General features: G+C 42.0%; 19 protein-coding genes and 1 other annotated feature. Of the genes, 9 read left to right on the top strand and 10 right to left on the bottom strand.

The annotated features are described in order from the left end of the window. Positions 1-3: 3 nt before the first annotated feature. Together thrA and thrL are read right to left on the bottom strand one after the other, a co-directional pair. Positions 4-2,463: a bifunctional aspartate kinase/homoserine dehydrogenase I gene (gene thrA / locus G3341_RS03100; RefSeq protein WP_163860682.1), complete on the bottom strand. Its 2,460-nt coding sequence runs from the start codon at positions 2,461-2,463 to the stop codon at positions 4-6. A 24-nt stretch (positions 2,464-2,487) separates the two neighbouring features. After that, positions 2,488-2,609 (bottom strand) — a sequence feature (Thr leader region). Next, positions 2,548-2,616, bottom strand: a complete 69-nt coding sequence (gene thrL / locus G3341_RS20930) for a thr operon leader peptide (protein WP_071599685.1) — start codon at positions 2,614-2,616, stop codon at positions 2,548-2,550. Its footprint overlaps the feature before it by 62 nt. A gap of 657 nt (positions 2,617-3,273) precedes the next feature. On the opposite strand from thrL, the gene arcA reads away from it, so the two are divergent. Next, on the top strand, positions 3,274-3,990 hold the full coding sequence (gene arcA / locus G3341_RS03090) for a two-component system response regulator ArcA (protein WP_004926714.1): 717 nt from the start codon (positions 3,274-3,276) through the stop codon (positions 3,988-3,990). Positions 3,991-4,067: 77 nt separating this feature from the next. Here the strand turns inward: arcA and creA are convergent, their stop codons facing one another. After that, positions 4,068-4,544, bottom strand: a complete 477-nt coding sequence (gene creA, locus G3341_RS03085; protein ID WP_154622193.1) for a protein CreA — start codon at positions 4,542-4,544, stop codon at positions 4,068-4,070. A 253-nt stretch (positions 4,545-4,797) separates the two neighbouring features. On the opposite strand from creA, the gene robA reads away from it, so the two are divergent. Beyond that, on the top strand, positions 4,798-5,694 hold the full coding sequence (robA, locus tag G3341_RS03080) for an MDR efflux pump AcrAB transcriptional activator RobA (protein ID WP_163860681.1): 897 nt from the start codon (positions 4,798-4,800) through the stop codon (positions 5,692-5,694). Between the two features lie 125 nt (positions 5,695-5,819). On the opposite strand, the gene gpmB is transcribed toward robA, so the two are convergent. Next, complete coding sequence (gene gpmB, locus G3341_RS03075; protein WP_163860680.1) at positions 5,820-6,467, bottom strand: 2,3-diphosphoglycerate-dependent phosphoglycerate mutase GpmB; 648 nt, start codon at positions 6,465-6,467, stop codon at positions 5,820-5,822. 52 nt (positions 6,468-6,519) lie between these two features. On the opposite strand from gpmB, the gene yjjX reads away from it, so the two are divergent. Beyond that, positions 6,520-7,056, top strand: coding sequence for an inosine/xanthosine triphosphatase (gene yjjX, locus G3341_RS03070; RefSeq protein WP_154622196.1), 537 nt, complete (start codon positions 6,520-6,522; stop codon positions 7,054-7,056). A 160-nt stretch (positions 7,057-7,216) separates the two neighbouring features. Here the strand turns inward: yjjX and trpR are convergent, their stop codons facing one another. Further along, a complete protein-coding gene (trpR, locus tag G3341_RS03065) occupies positions 7,217-7,537 on the bottom strand; it encodes a trp operon repressor (RefSeq protein ID WP_154622197.1) in 321 nt (106 codons plus the stop codon). A 70-nt stretch (positions 7,538-7,607) separates the two neighbouring features. Further along, complete coding sequence (gene sltY, locus G3341_RS03060) at positions 7,608-9,521, bottom strand: murein transglycosylase (RefSeq protein WP_163860679.1); 1,914 nt, start codon at positions 9,519-9,521, stop codon at positions 7,608-7,610. Between the two features lie 677 nt (positions 9,522-10,198). On the opposite strand from sltY, the gene G3341_RS03055 reads away from it, so the two are divergent. Together G3341_RS03055 and ettA are read left to right on the top strand one after the other, a co-directional pair. After that, on the top strand, positions 10,199-10,726 hold the full coding sequence (locus G3341_RS03055; RefSeq protein WP_231131827.1) for a bactofilin family protein: 528 nt from the start codon (positions 10,199-10,201) through the stop codon (positions 10,724-10,726). Positions 10,727-11,259: 533 nt separating this feature from the next. After that, on the top strand, positions 11,260-12,927 hold the full coding sequence (gene ettA / locus G3341_RS03050) for an energy-dependent translational throttle protein EttA (protein WP_154623553.1): 1,668 nt from the start codon (positions 11,260-11,262) through the stop codon (positions 12,925-12,927). A 77-nt stretch (positions 12,928-13,004) separates the two neighbouring features. Here the strand turns inward: ettA and nadR are convergent, their stop codons facing one another. The 3 genes from nadR to serB all read right to left on the bottom strand — a co-directional run bounded on the left by nadR (position 13,005) and on the right by serB (position 17,071). Further along, positions 13,005-14,237, bottom strand: a complete 1,233-nt coding sequence (gene nadR, locus G3341_RS03045) for a multifunctional transcriptional regulator/nicotinamide-nucleotide adenylyltransferase/ribosylnicotinamide kinase NadR (protein ID WP_154623552.1) — start codon at positions 14,235-14,237, stop codon at positions 13,005-13,007. A 113-nt stretch (positions 14,238-14,350) separates the two neighbouring features. Next, positions 14,351-15,739, bottom strand: a complete 1,389-nt coding sequence (gene radA / locus G3341_RS03040; protein WP_163860677.1) for a DNA repair protein RadA — start codon at positions 15,737-15,739, stop codon at positions 14,351-14,353. 354 nt (positions 15,740-16,093) lie between these two features. Beyond that, positions 16,094-17,071: a phosphoserine phosphatase gene (gene serB / locus G3341_RS03035; RefSeq protein ID WP_154623550.1), complete on the bottom strand. Its 978-nt coding sequence runs from the start codon at positions 17,069-17,071 to the stop codon at positions 16,094-16,096. A 123-nt stretch (positions 17,072-17,194) separates the two neighbouring features. Between serB and G3341_RS03030 the strand changes: the two genes are divergently transcribed. Continuing rightward, positions 17,195-17,947, top strand: a complete 753-nt coding sequence (locus tag G3341_RS03030; protein WP_154623549.1) for an AhpA/YtjB family protein — start codon at positions 17,195-17,197, stop codon at positions 17,945-17,947. 44 nt (positions 17,948-17,991) lie between these two features. On the opposite strand, the gene G3341_RS03025 is transcribed toward G3341_RS03030, so the two are convergent. Next, positions 17,992-18,774 carry an energy transducer TonB gene (locus G3341_RS03025; RefSeq protein WP_163860676.1) on the bottom strand — a complete coding sequence of 261 codons (783 nt, stop codon included), beginning with the start codon at positions 18,772-18,774 and terminating at the stop codon, positions 17,992-17,994. A gap of 182 nt (positions 18,775-18,956) precedes the next feature. Here G3341_RS03025 and G3341_RS03020 point away from each other — a divergent pair, with 182 nt between their 5' ends. The 3 genes from G3341_RS03020 to G3341_RS03010 all read left to right on the top strand — a co-directional run bounded on the left by G3341_RS03020 (position 18,957) and on the right by G3341_RS03010 (position 23,371). After that, the gene (locus G3341_RS03020) at positions 18,957-19,493 is read left to right on the top strand and encodes an RNA polymerase sigma factor (RefSeq protein WP_154622152.1); all 537 of its coding nucleotides are present in this window, start codon (positions 18,957-18,959) and stop codon (positions 19,491-19,493) included. Continuing rightward, positions 19,493-20,479, top strand: coding sequence for a FecR family protein (locus G3341_RS03015; RefSeq protein WP_163860675.1), 987 nt, complete (start codon positions 19,493-19,495; stop codon positions 20,477-20,479). The genes G3341_RS03020 and G3341_RS03015 overlap by 1 nt, the downstream gene beginning before the upstream one ends. 117 nt (positions 20,480-20,596) lie before the next feature. Then, entirely contained in the window at positions 20,597-23,371 is a 2,775-nt protein-coding gene (locus G3341_RS03010) for a secretin and TonB N-terminal domain-containing protein (protein WP_163860674.1), read from the top strand. Positions 23,372-23,406: the final 35 nt, after the last annotated feature.

Below are 23,406 nucleotides of genomic sequence, written 5' to 3'. Positions count from 1 at the left end.
TTATCAGACTCCCAATTTCCATGATAGGGTACGCAACATATCTGCAAATACGCCGGCAGCGGTAACATCATTACCTGCACCATAGCCTCTTAGAACTAAAGGTATTGGTTGGTAATAGCGTGTATAGAAAGCCAATGCGTTTTCGCCATTCTTGACTTTAAAGAGTGGATCATTGCCATCAACGGCAACAATTTTTACTTGGCAACGTCCTTCCTCTATCAACCCAACATAGCGTAACACTTTTTCTTCCGCTTCTGCGGCTTTTATACGTTCTGCAAATTGTTGGTCGAGCTGTGGTAAACGAGCCATAAATTCAGCAACACTGCCACTGCTATCAAACTCAGCAGGTAATACCGCATCAATTTCAATATCGTCTAGCTCTAATTGATAGCCCGCTTCACGAGCAAGGATCAACAGTTTACGAGCAACATCCATACCGGATAAGTCATCACGTGGGTCAGGCTCAGTAAATCCTTTCTCTTTCGCTAATGTTGTCGCCTCAGACAGAGACATACCTTCATCTAACTTACCAAAGATAAAGGATAGTGAGCCAGAGAGAATTCCACTAAAGTGCACCAGCTCATCACCCGCATTCAGAAGATTCTGTAAGTTTTCAATCACCGGCAAACCTGCACCAACGTTAGTGTCATAAAGGAACTTACGTTTTGATACTTCACACGCTGAACGTAGTTGGCGGTAATAATCCATCGATAACGTGTTGGCTTTTTTATTAGGCGTGACCACGTTAAAACCATCTTTTAAGAAATTCACATACTGCTCGGCAATCTCTTGGTTAGAGGTACAATCGATAATCACAGGATTGAGGAAGTGATATTCACGTTCAAGTCTGATCAAACGACTTAAGCTAAAGGGTTCTGTCGCTTGTGCAAGTTCTTCTTTCCAATTATCAAGAGAGATGCCTTGCATATTGGTTAGCATGGCTCTTGAGTTAGCAATTCCGCACACACGTAAATCAATATGTTTTTGCTTTAACCATTGTTGTTGGCGATGGATCTGTTCAATCAATGCATTTCCAACCCCCCCTACCCCAATGATAAAGGCTTCTATCACCTGCTCTGCATTAAATAGCATTTGATGGCATAAACGAACTGCCGTTGTTGCCGCCTCATTCGCGATGACCGCTGAAATGGAGCGTTCAGATGAACCTTGCGCAATCGCAACAATATTTATATTTCCGCGTGTTAAAGCTGAAAAGAAACGTGCTGATATCCCTTTAAGGGTACGCATCCCATCTCCCACTACGGAAATAATCGCCAACTGCTCCATGACATCAAGAGGATCCAAGACACCGTCTTTTAATTCTAAATAGAACTCTTCTTCCAGTGCTGCGCGTGCTCGCACTAATTCACCTTGTGGCACACAGAAACTAATGCTGTATTCGGATGATGACTGAGTAATCAAGACCACCGAGATCCCTTTACGCGACATGACTGAGAAAATACGAGCTGCCATGCCAACCATCCCTTTCATGCCAGGACCCGAAACGTTGATCATTGCCATGTTATTAAGATTCGTGATCCCTTTAACTGGTGTACTTTCATCCGTTTGACCATCGCCAATCAAAGTCCCCGGAGCACTTGGATTAGTGGTATTTTTAATCAGGCAAGGAATTTGGAATTGTGCGATTGGCGCGATGGTGCGTGGGTGAAGAACTTTTGCACCAAAGTAGGACAGTTCCATTGCTTCTTGGTAAGACATCCCTTTTAATAAACGCGCATCAGGCACTAAACGAGGGTCACAGGTATACACCCCATCCACATCGGTCCAGATCTCACAACAGGCCGCCCGTAAACAAGCTGCTAAAACAGCGGCAGAATAATCAGAACCATTGCGTCCTAATACCACCAGTTCGCCTTTATCATTACCCGCAGTAAAACCCGCCATCAATACAAAGTGGTCTTTCGGGATATTTAATTCTGCAATACGCTTAGTCGATTCATTGATATCAACTGTTGATTCAAGGTAATGGCCAACTGCTAATAAACGTTCGACAGGGTTAATCACTGTCACTTTGTGTCCGCGTGCTTTTAACACAGATTCCATGATAGCAATGGAGAGTTTTTCACCACGACAAATGATGGAAGCATTAATGCTATCAGGGCATTGGCCTAGAAGAGTAATACCATGCAGTACTTGTTTGATTTGTGCAAATTCTTGTTCGGTGAGTTTTTTCAGTCTGTCGTAATCAAAACCGGGTTGTTTTTCTTTCAATCCTTTTAGTAAGTTTGCAAAAATCATTTCTGCATCATTCACATGCGTGATGACATCCTGACCTGCAACCGTTTTATCAATCATTGCGACCAAATGGTTAGTGATTTTTGCTGGTGCGGATAACACCAAAGCCACCGGCCCATCGGCCAATTTACTCTCAGCGATGTCAGCAACATTAAGTACTCGTTCGTCATTTGCAACCGAAGTACCGCCAAATTTAAGCACACGCATGGTATTTCTCTCCTGATTTAACACCAAAAAAAAGCCCGCATCTGATTGGACGCGGGCTTTTTCATTTTTTATTTTTTGGATGCGTCAGCCCGCCCCGTTTCCTGTGGTTACGGTGGTGGTAATAATAATCGTAGTCAGGCTGATGTTACGCATAAATTTCTGTCTGTCTCTTGATTCGTTACTTTCTCCCTATACGGTTAAAGCAATTATAAAGAAATGTCAAATTTATTTACCCAAAAAACAGATTACTGGTTATTTTACTTATCAAAAATTATGCTATCTCTTCAACAAAACTTAATGACAACACGACTCAATACCACATTTTGTCAATTTTTAAATCCAAAAAACCAACAATTGGCGATATAAAATATTTATGCGTTATTTTAAAGAAATATCAGGACAGATGGTGAATTATTGGATTAATTCACTCAATGAGTAAAAATAAAAACGGGGCGTATTTTGCTCTTTATCTGATAGTTAAACATCTACTGAATTTGTAAGATTTTCTTCCTAACAAATTTTGTTAACGTGCTACAATTGATTTTGATATGTATCAACAAAAGTTATTTTTTTAGGTGGTAAATGAAGTATTAGCTGTTATATTGCTGTTAACAGCCCAACGTTGGGAAAGTGCCTAAATTTTGATTCATTTTTGAATCTGATAACAACAGAGGCGACAAAATAACGTTGACTCAAAGACATATTTATAACCCATAGACGCGTTTTTCCAGCAAAAACAAAATCAAAACCACCTAATTTGGAAGCGTTCTATGAGTTCACTATTTTATTTTAAAACTTTAGGTAGCAAATATGCAGACCCCACACATTTTGATTGTTGAAGATGAGATTGTCACACGCAATACACTAAAAAGCATTTTTGAAGCTGAAGGCTATGTTGTCCATGAAGCGACTGATGGCGAAGAGATGCACAATGTTCTGTCCGAACATGACATCAATCTTGTTATCATGGATATTAACTTGCCTGGCAAAAATGGCCTCCTTCTTGCTCGTGAATTACGTGAACAAGAAAGTATTGCGCTAATGTTCCTAACCGGTCGTGATAACGAAGTCGATAAGATCCTTGGCCTTGAAATTGGTGCCGATGATTACATCACCAAACCATTTAACCCGCGTGAATTAACAATTCGTGCGCGTAACCTACTTTCTCGCACTATGAATTTAGCGGGGGGTACGGAAGAGCGTCGCTTAGTTGAAAGCTATAAGTTTAATGGCTGGGAACTTGACATTAATAGCCGTTCACTGATTAGCCCAGCAGGCGAGCACTACAAGTTACCGCGTAGTGAATTCCGTGCGATGTTGCATTTCTGTGAAAACCCAGGAAAAATTCAAACTCGTGCCGATTTATTGAAAAAAATGACCGGCCGTGAGTTGAAACCCCATGATAGAACTGTTGACGTGACTATTCGTCGTATTCGTAAGCATTTCGAATCAACACCTGATACACCAGAAATTATCGCAACAATTCATGGTGAAGGTTACCGCTTCTGTGGTGATTTAGACGAATAAGTCACCCTGCACAGAAAAAATAAACCGGCTTAATCGCCGGTTTTTTGTTTTTTAAGCCCAAATATTTTAACCGGTATTTACCACGGCATAATTGGCACTGCGCTGAGTGCATTTTTAGGTGATCCGTCGATCATTTTATCCGAATACGTTAAATAGATTAGCGCATTACGCTTAGGGTCATAAAAACGTACCACTTGGAGTTTTTTGAACACTAATGAGGTTCGTTTTTGAAATACGACATGCGCTTTTTTCGGAGAACGTTTGATACGCTCATTCAACTCAATCGGGCCTACTTGCTGACAAGAAATTGCCGCATCAGAAGTATCCTCAGCTAAACCTAGCCCACCTTTGATGCCTCCCGTTTTCGAGCGGCTGAGATAGCAGGTGACATTATCAACATCGGGATCATCAAAAGCTTCGACAACAATTTTATGGTCAGGGCCAAATATTTTGAAAACGGTATCGACTGAACCAATTTCTTCCGCGAATGACGCGAAAGGCAATGTCGACAGCAGTGATGCCAATAATAGGTGTTTCAGCTTGCAAAAATGCATAGAGGTTTCCTTATCAACCAGAAGGCTTAGTCTCGCTTATTATATACTCTAACTGATTTGAATTGCAGATAGATTATTATCAACGGACTTGCGGTATGAAATATGACAACTATAAAAGAAGTTAATCATTTTCTTTGCAACTAAATGGCAAATACAACTCTTTTACTATAAACGAAAGGGTTAACTTGATATAGAATAGGCGTTCCTTGATAACCTATATCTGTTTTTTAAGTCTTACTGACTAGGGATATACATGGATCAAACAAATATTATTCGTGACCTTCTACGCTGGATCGATGATAACCTAGATAAACCTCTATCACTCGATAATGTTGCTGCAAAAGCCGGTTATTCTAAATGGCACTTACAACGGATGTTTAAAGACGTTACCGACCAAGCGATTGGTGCCTACATTCGTGCCCGTAGACTCTCGCGCGCTGCCGTTGCGTTACGCCTCACCAGCCGTCCAATTCTTGATATTGCTTTACAGTATCGTTTTGACTCACAACAAACCTTTACGCGAGCATTTAAGAAACAGTTTAATATCACTCCGGCCTACTATCGCCGCAGTGATGAATGGTGCGCGACAGGCATTTGCCCACCAATTATCTTAGATGAGCATAAGCATTTAGATCATGAATTTGTCGTTATGCCTGAACAACCTTTAGTTGGACTAGAGCAGAGTTGTTCTTATTCTTTAGAAGAGTGGTCAACGGCTTGTTCAGAAATGCGTCAAACATTTTGGCATTATTATTTAGAGCATACTACATCTATCGCTTCAGAAGTTTTTGGCTTGCACCATGCTATCCATAATACTGAAAAAGAAGATGAGCAAACGGTGTTCTACACAACCGCGGTTAAACCCGAAGATGCCAGCTTTAATAATGCAGAATATACTCATCTGACTATCCCCGCGGGGGAATATGTCAAATTTAGCTTTAGTGGCGAAGCAACACGTTCGGCGATGCAAGAGTTTTTATATCAAATTTATGGCATTTATCTGCCTAAACTCAATATCACACGTCGACCTGGCTATGATATCGAACATTACAAAATTAAAAATGCCGAACTCCGTGATCTAAACCATCACCATGATGACCCCAGATCACATGTCGCGGCTTTTGATTATTATGTGCCAATAAAACGCTAATTATTTGGAGTTTCAATGTACTCATCATCATTATTCAAACTGTAGCTTTTTTGATATCACGCTAGCTACGATTTGAATTGTTCAGAGTATCTCCTTGTTGAAACTCCAAATATTGACGCTCTTTGCTAAGCTTGCTGCTCATCTAAAGCTGGCTGAGTAAGATGAGTGATTTCTCCCGTGCTTTCAACAATCCATCCATTCGCGAGCCAAGGGCTGTTTTGATAATCGACCCGTGAGATGGAACAGTTACGTAAACGCAACCGGCGTTCTGAATAGGCTGGTACACCTAAAATACGACTTAATAATGTACTCAATGCGATACCATGACTGACTAATAAAGGTTTACTGCCCTCTGGCAGCTCAAGGCAGCTATTCAACGCAGCAAACATGCGCTGATAGAGTTCCTCCATCGATTCACCTTCAGGAATGCACCCGCCTTCAGTGCCATCAATCAGGCTTTTACGCCATTGCTCTTCTTGTTCCGTCAGACTATCTATTTTTCTCTGTTCAAGAACACCCATATTGAGTTCACGAAGTCGCGGTTCTATGATAATTTCCCCACCGCAAACATCCGCAATTATTTGTGCAGTTTCGCGTGTGCGTCCCATATCACTAGTGATAATATGGGTAATGCCTTCTGATTTAATTCTTTCGGCAACTTGCCTTGCTTGCAGACGTCCAGTGGCCGTGAGAGGGCTGTCAGATTGGCCCTGTATACGGCGAGCTACGTTCCATTCAGTTTCGCCATGGCGAACAAGATAAACCTGTAACATAGATGTGTTCCGTTATTACTTTGCGAATTATGTGTTCAAAGGAAAATAATTAATGTACCAAGTTATAGCTGCAACGACTAATCCTGCCAAAATTAAAGCGATTCATCTTGCTTTCGATGCTGTTTTTGGGCCTGGCAGTTATCAGATAGAAGATATTAACGTTGATAGCAGCGTTCCACAGCAACCTATCGGTAATAATGAAACCCGTACTGGAGCAAGGCAACGCGTAATGGCATCAAGACAAGTCCGCCCTGAAGCCGATTTTTGGGTCGGCATTGAAGCGGGAATTGATGAGGACATGACTTTTGCGTGGATTGTTATTGAACATAAACAAATCCGTGGAGAATCACGTTCAGCAAGTATTATGATCCCAGAAAAAATTCTTGCGGGTATTCGAGAAGGACGTGAACTTGGTGAAGAAATGGCCGATTTAACGGGCATCGATAACATTAAGCAGCAAGGTGGTGCTATCGGATTCTTTACTAACGGGGTGCTAACACGCACAAGTGTCTACCAACAAGCACTGATACTGGCGCTGGTTCCCATTAAGCATGAAATTTATAAAGAGCTAAACCAGATAGAAGATTAATTATAACGAAAAAATAACAATAGGGGCAGTCTTTGCCCCTATTTGATATGATGAATAACACAAATTAAATAAATGATTGTGGCAACACAGGGTTTCATCACGCATACATAACTCATGCAGGCCAAATTATTTAATTTGGTATTATTAGTTAGCTCTTTGATTATTTAAGTAATTGTTCCTCTAGCCACACTTTCACCGATTGCGGCGCAGATTTTAAACTATTTGAACCTCGTGTTATGGTTGCAATACCAACACCGAGTTCATTTTTTAATTCTCTTTGACTCATTTCACCACGCATCAACTCCTGAACAATGCGTACTCGGGTGGCAAGCGCTGTGCGTTCATCAGGGGTCAGCAACAACTGTAAAATAGGATGTTGCAAGTCTTGCTCAAACGCGAGCTGAAGTAACTTAACGAAGCGTTGCCAATCATCGTTCTCATCAGTCGTGAGTGCGGGGTCATTCAGGTGATTTGCAGTCATGTTATCCAACCATACTATTTAACTAGTACAAATGATAACACATTATTCAGCAAATCACCTGTAAAACCTCTTAATACTTCATTAACCACTCACTATCGGTCAATACAGGACCACTTTGCCCCATAAAGTAACGATAGAAAACGTCGTATGACAATACATTCTTCACGTAGCCCCGTGTTTCAGAGAAAGGAATACTCTCTACAAAGGCAACAGCATCAAGACGCCCACCGCTGTTACCTAACCAACGAGTCACCCTTGATGGGCCAGCATTATAAGCCGCACTCGATAAAATACGGTTGTTAGAGAACTGCTGATAAACATCCTCTAAGTAAGCCGTACCAATCTCAATATTTTTCACTGGGTTCGTCAGTTGGCTTGTATTCACATAGCCACTAATACCTTGTTTTTGTACGGTGTGCTTAGCGGTTGCGGGCATCAACTGCATAAGGCCCGTTGCGCCAACTGGCGAGCGAGCTTGTGGGTTCCAAGCACTTTCTTGACGGGCAATGGCCATCGCATAACTCTTAGAGACCGTTTTATCTTTGGTGTGGCGTTCGAACTCTTTTTCCCATGCTAATGGGAAACGCTCTTCCAAATGATTCCATAACTTGCCTGTGATCGTCGCTTGTACGCTTAAATCCGCCCAATTATGATTAAAAGCATAACGCGCAAGTTGCTCTTGCTGATTCGCGGGGCGTGAAGCGACTAAGCTAACCCACTCGGTTCGCGCTAGATTATCCATCTCCCAATACATTAACTCTTTAACCCGTTGAATCTCAGCCAACTTATCGAGATTACTGTCTGGTTTTTCCGCCGTTTTAATATACAGAGGATATTCTGTATTTAATTTTTGAGCAGCGACCATCGGATAGAAACCTCTCCCATCCATGAGCTTACGCAGTATCGTTTCACCCTCGGCTTTTTTACCTTCATCGATGAGTGTGATCGCCTGCCAATACTGCCACTCTTCTTTATTCTTCGCATCAGTAGGTAGCTGTTTTAGCCATTTAGCGATCCCAGCTTTATCACCCGCACCAAGCGCTAAACGCACTCGACGCTCTTTTAAAGCCGTTGAATCAGTTTCACTGATCACTTCATCACGCCAATTGGCTTGTTCTGGCGTAACATCCCCCATATATTGCCAAGCGATACTATCTTTCAGCTTTTGTGTTTCCGCCATATTCATTTTTTGCGCACTGCTGATCCCTCTTAATGCAGCGCGTGCTTCATCCGGTGATTGGCGAGCATAACGGCTAAAACCTGCGATTGTTGCCTGACGAGAAAAATCTGTTGGCGTCATCGTTTTCGCAAACTGAGTCACTGAAGCAGGGTCATTTTGTAATTTAACTAATGCATCACCAATTGTTTTATAGTTTAGGGGAAGCCGTTTAGCGAGGTAAGCGGCCATTGATGTGTTCCCGGCATCAATCGCTAGGTGGATCCGCTCAAGGATCATTTCTGGCGTTAAATAGCCTGCCTTTTCCCACTCATTAAATAACTTATCACAGGCGGCGGGCATCGAACGCCCATTTAACCAAGCTTTTTCAGCACCTTGCCATGCTAGGCTTTTATTCCCCGTAGCCCAATTCGCATAATAATAATTACATTTTGCCTCGGCGGGTTTTGGTTCCTCGGGGCTAAATGCCAGCAAGGACTTCCACTCCTGACGGCGAGCCAACTCATTCACAAAACGATTTTTTAATGTTTTTGCGACTGGCAACGTTGGGTGTGAATCAATAAAAGCCTGCACTTGGCTCGGTGAAATAATATCGAGATCTTGGGTCAGCTCTCGATATTCTAAATAAGGATATAATGGATACTCTTGTAGCGTAGGCAATAGACGCTCTACCTCATCTATTTGTTTAGCATCCCAAGCTTGTTTGATGGCTTGGTAACGCTCTCTTTGTGCTTGTAGAGAGTCTGCCCATACTGTTGTGGACACCAACATCATGGCAATCGGGGCTGCCATCAACAATTTTTTCATGCTTAATACTTCCCTATTCCTGCAACACGCTGAGTTTTTGACCATGATAACTATAACTGATATAAACCTGTTAAGCTTACTCTTATCAAACAAAATCTTAGAGTTAAAAACAACCAGAGTGTTCCTGAAGTCACGATCACCCATATAAATGATCTTTTGATAAGCCCAAACACCCATCAAAAAATAATCTAATCAACTGAATTAATTAGAATAAAGTCATGTACACTCAATCAGATATTATGTAAAAAATTATTTCTATTAGCATAAACATCTAATACTGTAAAATACTGAAAAAATGCATACAAACAAATAATTAATAAAAAAATTAACCTAACACAAAATTTAACGCTAAACACAAGATACACGATACTCTAAAAAAGAGTATTACTTTTGGTAAAAAATGGACAAACATTAGACTTTGTTGTTAAATAATCTAAGTCGTTAGACAGAAAATGATTCAATTTTAACAATGCGAGGCTCATTTAGAATAATCAATTACCCTTTTAAAATGGGATAGGGATATGGACTTCAAAAACTTATTTTTTTCTATTTTAGGGTGCGGATGGGCCTATCTATTAATATATACATTAATGGATGTCTATTGGTCTATTGTATCTTTGCCTTTTTTAATCATATTCTTCATTATTTTTTATATACTCTCTACAAGGAATAAACGGATGTTTACAAAAAAAAATAAAGATAATTTAGTCGAACCAGTGAAAACTGATGAAATCGCCTACAAGAAAGAGGTTATTGAGCCAAAAGAAGAAAAATTACCTCAAACACCCGCACCAAGAAAAAGCACCTCCATTTCAAGTAGTTGTAAAATATCTGGCGACTTTATTTTGGATGATGACATTCAAGTATTTGGTCATATAAAAGGCAGTATACGCAGTAATAATGGTGTTGTGACCATCCAAAAAGAAGGGGTTGTCGAAGGCGAAATTTATGCTCAAACGATCTCAATCAATGGCAAAATGAAAGGGTTATGCGTATCTGAAGATCTTGATATCTTAGAGAATGGCCAGTTAGATGGTATCTGCCAAACTAAAAACTTAACAATCAAGAAAGGTGGCGTATTTACAGGTACCTCAGAAAGAACCGATAAAAAAATATCTAGCCATGATGTTAAAAATGAACTTACACAAAAAAAATCAGATGTGATTAATTTAGGTGTGCCTTCATCTTCCCTGCCTACTCGATAAGTAACCTATCAAACATTTATTTTATAGCGGTAATCATTCCGCTATAAAATGATAATTAATACAGGCTAGCTATATTTAGAACTTATTACCAAATAGCTTTATTGCGCTTGGCTGAAATACATCAAACGCTTATCACTGCTCTGTATAAATAGTCGTGATACACTCAAATTATATTTTCAAGATCTCTCTTCTATATTGATAAAAGAATTAAGTAATGGCTGTTTTAACTTTACTTATCTTAAATTTCACGTCAGTTCACTTCTGGACATAAACTGTTTACTCACAATGCGCCGTTATCTAATGCCTCACCAAATTCCCCCTTGTTGAAGCACTCTTTTAGCCTAGAAATAGACAACTATTGACTTAAAGTGAGGAACAATTAGAGTGAGACTCAGAAAAATTTGCAGATAGGACGTAAAGCTTACGGCAGCAAACGCTACCTAAGGTATAATAAGGGTATAAGAGCGTTATTTGTATGCGAAAAGCGCTATCGAATATTGAACTTTCATTTATAAAACAATAGGTAAAATAAATTGGCTCAATACGTTTACTCAATGCATCGGGTTGGAAAAATTGTTCCGCCGAAGCGTCATATTTTGAAAAATATTTCTCTAAGCTTCTTTCCTGGAGCAAAGATTGGTGTTTTAGGTCTCAATGGTGCTGGTAAATCTACATTACTGCGTATCATGGCAGGTATTGATACCGATATCGAAGGTGAAGCACGTCCTCAACCAGGCATTAAAATTGGCTATCTTCCACAGGAACCTAAGCTCAATCCTGAGCATACTGTTCGCGAAGCGGTTGAAGAAGCCGTTTCAGAAGTCAAAAATGCCTTGACGCGTTTAGACGAAGTGTATGCCGCTTATGCGGATCCTGATGCTGATTTTGATAAATTAGCTAAAGAGCAAGGCGAATTAGAAGCCATTATCGCGGCACACGATGGGCATAACTTAGATAACCAACTGGAACGTGCGGCCGATGCTTTACGTTTACCAGCTTGGGATGCAAAAATTGAAAACTTATCGGGTGGTGAACGTCGCCGTGTTGCTATCTGCCGACTGCTGCTAGAAAAACCCGATATGTTGCTCCTTGATGAGCCAACTAACCACTTGGATGCTGAATCCGTCGGCTGGCTAGAACGTTTCCTGCACGACTACGAAGGCACCGTCGTCGCGATCACCCACGACCGTTACTTCCTTGATAACGTTGCAGGTTGGATCCTTGAGCTTGACCGTGGAGAAGGTATTCCATGGGAAGGCAATTATTCATCTTGGTTGGAACAAAAAGATCAACGTCTAGCACAAGAAGCCTCTACTGAAGCTGCTCGCCGTAAATCGATCGAGAAAGAACTCGAGTGGATCCGCCAGAATCCAAAAGGCCGTCAGGCTAAAGGAAAAGCACGTTTGGCTCGCTTTGAAGAGCTTAACAGTGTTGAATACCAAAAACGTAATGAAACTAGCGAACTCTTTATTCCACCTGGTCCACGCTTGGGGGATAAAGTTATCGATGTTGAGAATTTATCCAAATCCTATGGTGACCGAGTTCTCATCGATAATCTGAGTTTCTCTATTCCTAAAGGTGCAATCGTCGGTATTATCGGTCCGAACGGTGCGGGTAAATCAACCCTATTCCGCATGATCTCAGGCCAAGAACAACCTGACTCAGGGACTATCACGCTTGGTGATACGGTGAAGATTGCTTCCGTTGATCAGTTCCGTGATGCAATGGACGATAGTAAAACGGTTTGGGAAGAGATCTCTAACGGGCAAGATATTATGCGTATCGGCAACTTTGAGATCCCAAGCCGTGCATATGTTGGCCGTTTTAACTTTAAAGGCGTTGACCAAGGAAAACGTGTTGGGGAGTTATCCGGCGGGGAACGTGGTCGTCTACACTTAGCGAAACTGCTACAAGTTGGCGGTAACGTCCTGTTACTCGATGAACCAACCAACGACCTCGATGTTGAAACATTGCGTGCGTTAGAAAACGCCCTGTTAGAGTTCCCTGGCTGTGCCATGGTTATCTCGCATGACCGTTGGTTCCTTGACCGTATTGCAACACATATTATTGATTATCAAGATGAAGGCAACATCACCTTCTTTGAAGGTAACTTCTCTGAATATGAAGATTACAAAAAACGCACCTTAGGTGCAGAAGCACTACAGCCTCATCGTATGAAATACAAGCGTATGAGCAAATAGTCACGCATGATTGACCAACACAAATACCTCAATAATGGGGTATTTGTGTCATTACTCTAACTTAACGATGAATAGGCTCACTCATCTAACATCAATAATTGCTGAACTAACGAGATACAGGTTAGAAAACGGCTGTCGTAGTCGGGTGATTCAACTCGAACAAACTCAACATGATTTTTCTTTAGCATTTCAATCAGCAATGCTTGGAATTCTTGCCGATCTTTTTCACTGCCTAAGCTACGTAACCCATCGGCCACCCATGGAGTGTTGTTTTCCAATAAGATGACTAAATCAAAACGGTATTCATCAATTAGAGCCTGAACAAAAGGATGTTCTTTTCCTTCGTAGCGCTTACAAAAAGCCTGTGTCGTAATAAAATCGGTATCGATAAATGCGACCTTATTGGCATATTTAACAGCAAAATCAATATATTGAGCATGACCTAACGCAATTTTGTCATAGTCAGAATATTGCAATGCCATCTCATCACCACCGAGGTGGGAAAAAACATAGTCTCGTCCAAATTCCCATGCGCTAGTCGTATTAAAAATATTAGCCAATTTATTCACTAATGTGGACTTGCCGCTCGATTCTCCACCGAGTATGGCAACTTTACGCACAAAGAAGGGTTTGACTTCTGTTGGAATATAATCCCAGTAGCGAAAAGGTGCCTGACGGATCTGATTACCACTAATATTCATAAAGGTACGCTCAGGGTCGATTAAAATCGTTTCTATGCCTAAATATTTTTTGTACCTTGGCGCATCATTTTTTTCACCTGAGTAGATAAAACTTGGGTGGATATTCTGTTTTTTCAAAAACCCGAGCATGCCCTCACTCCACACTTCCCAACCATGTGGATAAGGTTCTATCCCCTGCTCATCAAATGAATGGATATGAATATTTTTTTGGTATTTGAATGTTTGTAATAACCAACGTAGGCGGTCGCTCACCGTAGGTTGTTGTGACATAGAACTATTCACAAACAAATCTTTATCGCGCGGTTCATCATGACAAAGAATAACATGCAGTTCATCGACTTGACTGCACGCACGTTGTATCAGGTAGATATGACCTGTATGCAAAGGATAAAACTTACCAAAGACGACCCCAATGATTTTTTGTTTATTGGGATATTCCAACCCCAGAAAACGATGGAGTGCCGCAATTTTTTGCGCACTTGGGCTTTTAATTTTATTGTTGATAAGCTGGCTGAGATAACCTTTGGTCATATCAGAGGCATCGGCAACTTGCTGTAGAGTATAACCCGCTTGCTTAATTGCATTCTTAAGATAGTCAAATTCAGCCATTTAATTTCCTTATATGCTTTCAATAACACGGCCTACAACTAGGTATTACGACAGTATTACTGCGAGATAACGTTCTATTTAACAACGTAAAAATGTCAATGATGCTTAATCTCTTATTCAAATTCATCCATCACGCTTAAAGCGTCGGATAACTTTTTCACACCATACACTTTCATATCTGGAGGTAGCTTTTTAGGCATATTGGCATGAGGCACAATCGCGCGTTTAAAACCGTGTTTTGCCGCCTCAGAAATTCGCTCCTGCCCACTGGGTACTGGACGGATCTCACCAGCAAGCCCAACCTCACCAAATACCACCAAATCTCTTGGTAAAGGCCGGTCACGAAAACTGGAGACTAAAGAAAGGAGTAATGCCAAGTCTGCACTGGTTTCTGTCACCTTAACGCCACCAACCACATTAACGAACACGTCTTGATCGGACATTTGTAAACCACCATGCCGATGCAGAACCGCTAATAAAATGGCTAAACGATTTTGTTCAAGCCCAACCGCCACTCGACGAGGGTTTGACATCATAGAGTGATCAACCAACGCCTGAATTTCCACCAGCAATGGGCGAGTGCCTTCCCACACAACCATAACTGAACTACCCGATGTAATTTCATCACCACGACTCAAGAAAATGGCAGAAGGGTTATTCACTTCTTTTAAGCCTTGTTCCGTCATGGCAAACACACCGAGTTCATTCACCGCACCAAACCGGTTTTTATGGCTACGTAAGGTACGGAAACGATTATCGGCATCACCATCCAGCATAATCGAACAGTCGATACAGTGTTCTAACACTTTCGGTCCCGCTAAAGAGCCATCTTTTGTCACATGGCCTACCATAATAATAGCGACACCTCGGGTTTTGGCAAAACGGGTAAGGTAAGCTGCGGTTTCTCGAACCTGTGCAACACTGCCCGGAGAAGATTGGATATCTGCCATATGCATCACTTGAATTGAGTCAATCACCATCAATTTGGGTTGTTCTTGTTCGGCAGTTAAACAGATTTGTTCGATACTGGTTTCAGACAGCATGTTCAGGGAGTCAGTGGGTAGCCCTAGACGGTGGGCACGCATGGCAACCTGTTGCAGAGACTCTTCTCCCGTCACATAAAGCGTTTTCATCTCTCGTGATAGTAAGCACATTGTCTGTAGCAACAAGGTACTTTTACCAGCCCCTGGGTTTCCGCCAATTAAAATCGCGCTACCAGGCACAACACCACCACCAAGCACACGGTCAAACTCTTTAAAACCCGTGGTAAAACGAGGTAACTCTTCAAGGCTAATTTCGGATAGCTTTTGCACGCGGCTGACACCCGCGGCATTGCCAGCGTACCCTGTTAAGCGGTCATTACGTGGAGATGAATGACTTGAGGCGAGGCGCACTTCTGTGATGGTATTCCATGCGTGGCAAGCACTGCATTGCCCTTGCCAGCGTGGATAATCCGCACCACATTCATTACAGACAAACGCCCTTTTTGCACCTTTTGCCACAATATTGCTCCTATTATCCCTTTTAACCAACTGCTTTTAATTCAAAAGTCTGTACCCTACATATTTAGCCTGTTTACGACTTATAACAACCTAAAAACGTGTCCTTTTAAGCCGATAGTACGCTAAATCATCAACTTATTTTTACCTTCACAGATAACCGTCTTAATCGTCGATGCTATACCGCCATCACACATTGCATTTTAAGTTATCAGTATGTGTTCCCCCACAACTCATCTTTTCTAAATAGTGTATGTTGTGGATAGGTATCAAACGTTCTTCCCCCCTAGCCACCTATTTAAGTATGCGACTAGGCGGGTGTGGATAACCGTACCACGACGCTAAATAGGGCGAATATTAGCGTTCCTCATGCTTCAGCCCACCACTTAACACACACATCACCCCCATCAAATCGGCGTGACGGATAGCCACTTTGGCACGCGCATAGACTTTAGGTTTTGCATGATAAGCAATCCCCAGACCTGCTTTACGTAACATTTTTAGGTCATTCGCACCATCACCGATAGCCACAGTTTGTTCTATCGGAATGTCTAAGCGCTCAGCCAATTTAACTAATGTTTGAGCCTTAAATTTCGCATCAACAATAGGCCCTTTCACTTTACCGGTTAACTTACCATCTTTAATTTCCAGTTGGTTAGCCACGGCAGCGACCAGTTTGAGTTGCTGGCGTAGGTTATCCGCAAAGAAAGTAAACCCTCCGGATGCAATTGCAACATGCCAATCCATTGCCTGTAATTTACGCACAAGGCTTGTTAGGCCGGGCATTAATGGCAGGGAGTCCATGACTTGTTGCAAAATCATCACGTCAGCCCCTTTAAGTAACGCAACCCGCGCCCTTAAACTTTCAGTGAAATCGAGTTCGCCTTGCATTGCACGTTCAGTGACCTCAGAAACTTGATCACCGACACCATATAAACGAGCAATTTCATCAATACACTCGATTTGGATTGCGGTGGAATCCATATCCATCAATAACAACCCCGGTGAACGTAAACGTGGAATTTGTCCAAGAGGCACGACATCCAATAAGCTTTCATCGGCTAATTTTTTGATACGAGGAGTGATGCTTCCTGCAATTCTGACGACTTGATAGTCATCAATTCGCCATGATGAAACAATGACAATTGCTATTCCTAAGCGCTGTTGAAAATCACTGATCCGCGCTTTATCCAAGCCACGCCCATACAATAACCAACCACTATCGCCTGCACGGTAATCTAAAGGCATCACTTCCTCCCCGCTCAGCGACAGTGGCAATCCAGGCCACTTCTGAATTTCATCGGGTAAATAGCAATAGGTCAAACTCGTTGACATGAAAATTAGCTCCTGTAATCGACTCAACTTTTTATAATAAAAATACGTTCCAAAACTACCCTATCTGTGTAAGCTCTGGCAACATGATGCCAGAGAATAGATAAAGAGCCCTTAGTGATTTCTATGAAACTAACATTTAAGCTTCACAAAACAGTGATCATCGTTATCTGCGTGGCATTAATAGCCCTATTAATGCAAGGCATATCCTATTTAGGTACTAGCCAAAATCAAAGCAGAGTTGAACAGTTTAAACAATTAACGCGTGTTTTGGCTGAACAAGTGGCATTCAGCTTATCCGATTATATCGTTTCCGGCAGCAAAGATTTTAATCGAGAACGAATTATCGCCAATTTAAAGAATGTGACGAAAGACAAATATATTTTGGATGCCAGTATTTATTCGGCTGGAGGCACATTAATCGCCAGTGCAGGAGAATCCGTTTCTGTACGAGAACGCCTCGCTATCGATAGCGCTCAATCTACTCAACCTTTTCAATATCAATTAGTGGTACCTATTCTTGGTCAAGAAGAACCGAAAGGCTACCTACGTCTTACTATCGATACAGAACTTTTAACCACAGAAATCCAGCAGGCAGATAACAGCACTAACGTGTTACGTTTTTTCATTTTATTCGCGCTATGCATTGGGTTTGTGCTCGCCAACACACTCTTCCGTTCCAAGAAAAAGAAAGGAAAGAATACCCCACCACAGTTAGTGGTTGATGAAGACAGTGGTACTGAAGAGGACGATAACATGCAGCCAACTGCATCGAAAAGAGCTCACTCAGAGAAAAAGAAACCTGAACATAGGCCTTATCGACCTAAGAAGCGACGGGCTAAAAGCAAACCCAATAAACCTAAACCCCCCGAACATTAATTCGATCATACAAATCGCTGAGGGCGTTTTCCTCAGCGAAATGATTAAATGGATTTAGTATCAAATACGATAGGGGCGATGAATTCAACTTTACCATCAATCAGTAAAGTTTCTGGTGGTACAGGAAAAGGCGCTGCACGATTAATTGTTGCCAACGCTTCTTTGTCGAGAATTTTGGTTCCCGATGAATTAATCAAGCTGGCACTAATCACTTCACCTTGACGGTCAACCGTCACTTTAACCTGAGACACCCCCATTGAGCGAAAGCGCAAGGCCGCCCTTGGATAACGTTTTGCTTTCGCTAAACGCTGATGGACTTCACTGTGCCAACCTTGGTGTCCACTCACCGCGGCAGAAGCATTACTCGAAAAATTAGCACGGCTATTGGATGCACTGCCGGCTGTGGGCATTGACGTCACTGCGGATTCTTGAGTATTTAACGGTGCTTCTTCAACCACTTTTTTAACTTGTGGCTGCTGCTTTTTGGGTGGGCGTTTTTGTTCACTCACCTTGGTCAAGGTGCCATTATCGACTAAAGGGGTTTCAGGTAGTTTTTCCGTTTTTTCAACAAGTTCCGGTAAAGCTTCCTCACGCGTCACCATTTGCTGTTTAGGTGCATGGTTCACTTCAGGCTCTGAGTGCTGCTCAAGCTGATAAACCCCTAATTGCAATGATATTGCTGGTGGTAACACCCCCGTTTTAGGAAGGGTCGTCGTTAACCAACCTATAAAAATCACTGCAAGTGCTCCGTGGAAAAAAAGACTTAAAAACAAACCGCCCAGTGGACGGAAAATCGGGCGCTCTAAATTGCCCGCGATACTGCTCATATTCTGCCTCACGACTTTATTTTTTGCAGATTATAGGCATAATACAAACAAAAATGATATTCATTATTATTAATAATAACTCATAATTAAAATATCTATTTGAATTAATACAATAAAGTAATTTGAGCAAACCCTTTATTACGTATAAATGCGTAATGTTAACTTTTTGACACCAGCGAAAAATGACTATCGATAAATCTCTTGCCCGAAAAATTAGCGGGGCATATCAGTCAACTTATAGCCAGCTTGTCCGCTTTTTCCGCAATCGACTCGGTAACAGCAATGATGCTGATGATTTATCACAGGATGTGTTTACACTATGGCTTAATCGAAAAGAGCAATCTCCGATAAAAGAAAGCCGTGCTTACTTGTTTAAAATCGCCAATCATGTGTTGATCGATCATTGGCGACGTCATCAACGGCTAGCAAAATCAGAAACTGATATCGATGAAGCCTTACTGGAGCATAATCTTGAGGCGACCCAAGATGATCCTAGTGAAATATTGGAGCATCAACAGCGTATACAACGGCTTAGTGAAGCAATCGACTCGCTTCCTCCGCGAAGACGTGAAGCCTTTTTGCTTTATCGATTTGATGGTTTATCGCAAAGCGAAATAGCTGAGCGTATGGAGATCTCCATCAGTATGGTTGAAAAGCATATCGCCGCGGCTTTGCTACACTGTAAAAAGCACCTTGATAATCAGAGCAATAATAATTAATGACACACACATCCCCCTCCGAACCGGATGCATTGGATTCTGTTGATGAGCAAGCAGCACTGTGGTTTACTCGCCAGCATAGTCAACAAATGAGTGCCGAGCAGGTAAAACAATTTACTATTTGGTTAAATGCATCCCCTGAGCATGCAAAAGCCTATGAGGCAATGGCAGAGGTTTGGCGAGAGTTTGATTCGATGCCTCGTCCTGCATCTGTGGAGGTATCACCTAAAAAACGCCCTTTCTTTCGCCTTTGGCGTCCATTGGGCAATACACTCGCCGCATTGTTTATTGTGACTATTTTATTCTTGCCTTATAGCCACTTACCTTCAATGATGCTCAATAATATGACACTTGCAGCCACTAATGAGCCAAAAGAAGTGACATTATCAGACGGCTCAACACTCTTTTTAAACCGTCAAACCCAGGTGCGTGTGGCCTATGAAACCGAAATTCGCCAAGTTTATTTAGAAAAAGGGCGTGCTTACTTCAAGGTTAAATCTAATCCCTATCGCCCTTTTGTGATTTTAGCCGATGAAAGGCGCATTCGAGTCGTCGGGACGGAATTTGAAGTGGATAGGCATCACCAACAAGTCACCGTGAGCGTCAGTAAAGGCATCGTGAGTCTGAAAACAGGAGAAGCCCAAGAAGCCACTTACTTATTTGCGGGAGATAGCGCAATAAGTCCAACGATAAACAGCACAATCACTGTCCAGAAAATATCCCCTTTAGACGTTGCAAGATGGCGCTTCGGTGAACTGAGTTTTACCGATAAACCCTTAGCTGACGTGCTCACTGAGCTGAAAGCTTATTCAACGGTGAATGTTGAACTTTCGCCTTCAACGCTCGCACAGAGCAAAATTTCAGGAAGGATCAATCTACGTCAACCGGAACAGTTTTTCCAAGCTCTGCCTATACTTTTACCCGTGCAGGTTATCTATCAAGATAAAAATAACATACTGATTATTCAGAATAAAAAAAATAAATGAAAATTATTTCGATTTACAGGTGAGGATAATTCTCATTTCACCCTCTTCTTAAGCAAATACGTACTATTTGCCATTTTTTAGCACTTTTTTGGTGCCGCTTAAGAATAAGGGATATGCATGTCTACTCGATTCACCCACAAACGGTTTCAGCCTGTTGCGCTACTTGTCGCTATCAGTAGTGCGATAAGCTGTCATTCCGCTATTGCTCAAGAAGTTGTTTTTTCACTTCCGGAACAACCTCTCGCAACTTCCGTCGCACAAATTAGTCAGCAAGGAAACCTTCAACTCCTCTATGACAAAAGCCAACTCAATGGGCTACGAGCTCCATCATTATCAGGCCAATACACCGCACAAACCGCATTACAAAAAATACTTATCGGTAGTGGATTAGAGTTGGTTAGTGATAACGGGGTGTTTGTTATTCGCCCACAAAACCTGAATCAAGGCACCTTAGTGCTTCCCGAAACACAAGTTTCTGGTGTCGTGCAAAATCACCCAGCAACCGATGTGATGTCTGCCCCACAATATGTGACCTCGGAAGAGATCAGCCAGCGTAACACGGGTGATGGCAATATTACGGATCTGATGAAAACCAACCCAGCAGTGCAATTTGCCAATAATGACAGCAACTCAATGAACCAAGGGGAAATCAAGCCTTCACGTATTTCAATTCATGGTTCGAGCAGTTATCAAAACGCTTATCGCCTTGATGGTGTGAGCTTCAACAATGATTTTGATCCCGCAGATAGTGGCCTTGGTGAAACAGCCACTCGCTTAAGCAGTAGCGATCAAGGGATCTATATCGATAGCCGTCTTATCGATAGCATGGCGGTGTATGATAATAACATTCCTGTTGAATTTGGGGGCTTTACGGGAGGAACCGTTGAGGTGAATAGCCGCCGCTGGCAAGGTGAAAACAGCGCTCACGCTTATTACCGGTTAACACGTTCAGGCTGGAACAACTTATTCCATGACCCCGCACTCGGAATCGATACGACCAAAAATGATACCGCTAACCCTGCTCGTTTCCAGAATCGCTACGATAAAGATGATTTTGGGGGTTGGTTTGAATTAGGTGTCAGTGAAAATTCAGGGATTGTATTTTCAGCATCACGCCGCAGTTCCACGATACCAATGACGGTAACGGGAGGGGATTCCGTTATCTTTGATGAAAATAATCAAGTGAAAATGGTTGATTTCGCTTCAGGTGAGAAGAAGCAGCACCGCACATCGGATAACTACTTCCTGAAATATTCACTCGATCTCTCCGATAAAAGTACGTTGGATCTCTCAGCTAACTATGCTTCTTACGATAGCCGCCTATTTTCAGCCTCAGTGATGAATTCAGGTTATGATTCAACCCATGATGGTCTTGGTTTTACTGCGGTTTTTAAACATCAATTTGATATTGGCCAATTCGAGTTAACCGCTAACACCCAAACACTCAAAGATGATCGTACAGATGACCAGAAGTATTCGCTCACCGTCCGTGCTATTGATTATACCACCTATGAAACCGCGGAAAGTAGCAGCGGTGGTTTAGGCGATCTCACCTCAAAACAGAAAAATCATGGCTTAAAAAGTGTGATGCGCTTTAATGCTATGGAAGATGGGTTAGGCCTCACTCATAAACCCACTTTAGGCGCAGAGCTCAATTACACCAAAGGCACTTATCGACGAGATAAAGACTACTTCCGCTATACCTACACGGGTAGCATAGATAACAATGGCATGTATAACGGTTACCTCAGCAATGTTACTCGTTTCCAAGCAGGAAACCACGCTGCCGACTACACTAATTACGCCTTATTCCTTGATGACAATATTCAATATGGCAAGTTAACCATTCGTCCAGGGATCCGTTTAGATCGCGACGACTTCGTTAATCGTACCAATATAGCGCCCCGCTTATCCGGTAACTATGATGTTTTTGGCGATGGCAAAACACAGATTATTGCAGGTGCAAACCGTTATTACGGCCGCTCAATGCTAACCTATGCCTTATATGGTGCACAAAATGATGGTATGCAATTATGTAATAGCTATGGTGAGTTTGCCCCCTGCTCGCTTGATCCGAATAAAAACGATTGGGATAACAAAAAAGATTATGAAGGACTGGATTCACTTAAAACCCCTTATAACGATGAGCTAACCCTTGCGCTGCAACAGGAGATCCTATCAACCACATGGCGTTTACAGTATGTACACCGTGAAGGTTATGATGAGGTCAGAACACGCACCAAATACGATACTCGCGACTTTGATAAACGTAGCATTCGTACCTTTGATAATGGCGGTCGTAGTTCACACGACACCGTGACACTTTCCGTTAATAACAGCCAACCTTGGGAGTGGGCAGAAGCTTCTCATGTGATGACCGCCTCACTGACATGGCAGCAAAGTGAAAGTAATACGCCAAAAGATGCGGGCTATAACTCGTTTGACCCAGCCAATAAAGTTAATCTCAACAAGGTATGGTATGACGGTAAAGTCATCGATGCTTCAAAATTACCGTCAACCAGCTTTAACTCTCCATTTAAGTTTAACCTAGAACTGACCAGTGTTTGGGATGATTATGATCTCACTTGGTATAACCGCCTGCAATGGTGGGGAGCTCGCGACCAAGCCGTTCGCTATGACAATGCCTATGCATTTGATCCTGAATATGGGCAAGTTCGCAAATACAGCAAACAGCATTTTGCTAGCAAATATACATGGGATACCCGTCTTGGCTGGAAACCTGATTTTGCCTATGGATTTGGCTTCTCTGTGGAAGTGAACAATATCTTGAACAACAAAAATATCGCGGACCGTTTTGTGTTCGAAGATAGGGTGTTGAAATCTTACGATCCGGGTCGCCAGTTCTGGCTACAAATCAATTACGACCTTTAAATCTTGTTAGCTATGTGAGCCAATTACAACAACAA

Source organism: Providencia vermicola (assembly GCF_010748935.1).
Classification (GTDB): Bacteria; Pseudomonadota; Gammaproteobacteria; order Enterobacterales; family Enterobacteriaceae; genus Providencia; species Providencia zhejiangensis.
The sequence above is the reverse complement of the archived record's forward strand: the minus strand, read 5'-3'. Positions and strand labels throughout refer to the sequence as shown.

Coding starts and splice junctions, on each gene's coding strand:
- thrA (WP_163860682.1), bottom strand. CDS start 2,463: ATGCGTGTGCTTAAATTTGGCGGTACTTCGGTTGCAAATGACGAACGA.
- arcA (WP_004926714.1), top strand. CDS start 3,274: ATGCAGACCCCACACATTTTGATTGTTGAAGATGAGATTGTCACACGC.
- creA (WP_154622193.1), bottom strand. CDS start 4,544: ATGCATTTTTGCAAGCTGAAACACCTATTATTGGCATCACTGCTGTCG.
- robA (WP_163860681.1), top strand. CDS start 4,798: ATGGATCAAACAAATATTATTCGTGACCTTCTACGCTGGATCGATGAT.
- gpmB (WP_163860680.1), bottom strand. CDS start 6,467: ATGTTACAGGTTTATCTTGTTCGCCATGGCGAAACTGAATGGAACGTA.
- yjjX (WP_154622196.1), top strand. CDS start 6,520: ATGTACCAAGTTATAGCTGCAACGACTAATCCTGCCAAAATTAAAGCG.
- trpR (WP_154622197.1), bottom strand. CDS start 7,537: ATGACTGCAAATCACCTGAATGACCCCGCACTCACGACTGATGAGAAC.
- sltY (WP_163860679.1), bottom strand. CDS start 9,521: ATGAAAAAATTGTTGATGGCAGCCCCGATTGCCATGATGTTGGTGTCC.
- G3341_RS03055 (WP_231131827.1), top strand. CDS start 10,199: ATGTTTACAAAAAAAAATAAAGATAATTTAGTCGAACCAGTGAAAACT.
- nadR (WP_154623552.1), bottom strand. CDS start 14,237: ATGGCTGAATTTGACTATCTTAAGAATGCAATTAAGCAAGCGGGTTAT.
- serB (WP_154623550.1), bottom strand. CDS start 17,071: ATGTCAACGAGTTTGACCTATTGCTATTTACCCGATGAAATTCAGAAG.
- G3341_RS03030 (WP_154623549.1), top strand. CDS start 17,195: ATGAAACTAACATTTAAGCTTCACAAAACAGTGATCATCGTTATCTGC.
- G3341_RS03025 (WP_163860676.1), bottom strand. CDS start 18,774: ATGAGCAGTATCGCGGGCAATTTAGAGCGCCCGATTTTCCGTCCACTG.
- G3341_RS03020 (WP_154622152.1), top strand. CDS start 18,957: ATGACTATCGATAAATCTCTTGCCCGAAAAATTAGCGGGGCATATCAG.
- G3341_RS03015 (WP_163860675.1), top strand. CDS start 19,493: ATGACACACACATCCCCCTCCGAACCGGATGCATTGGATTCTGTTGAT.
- G3341_RS03010 (WP_163860674.1), top strand. CDS start 20,597: ATGTCTACTCGATTCACCCACAAACGGTTTCAGCCTGTTGCGCTACTT.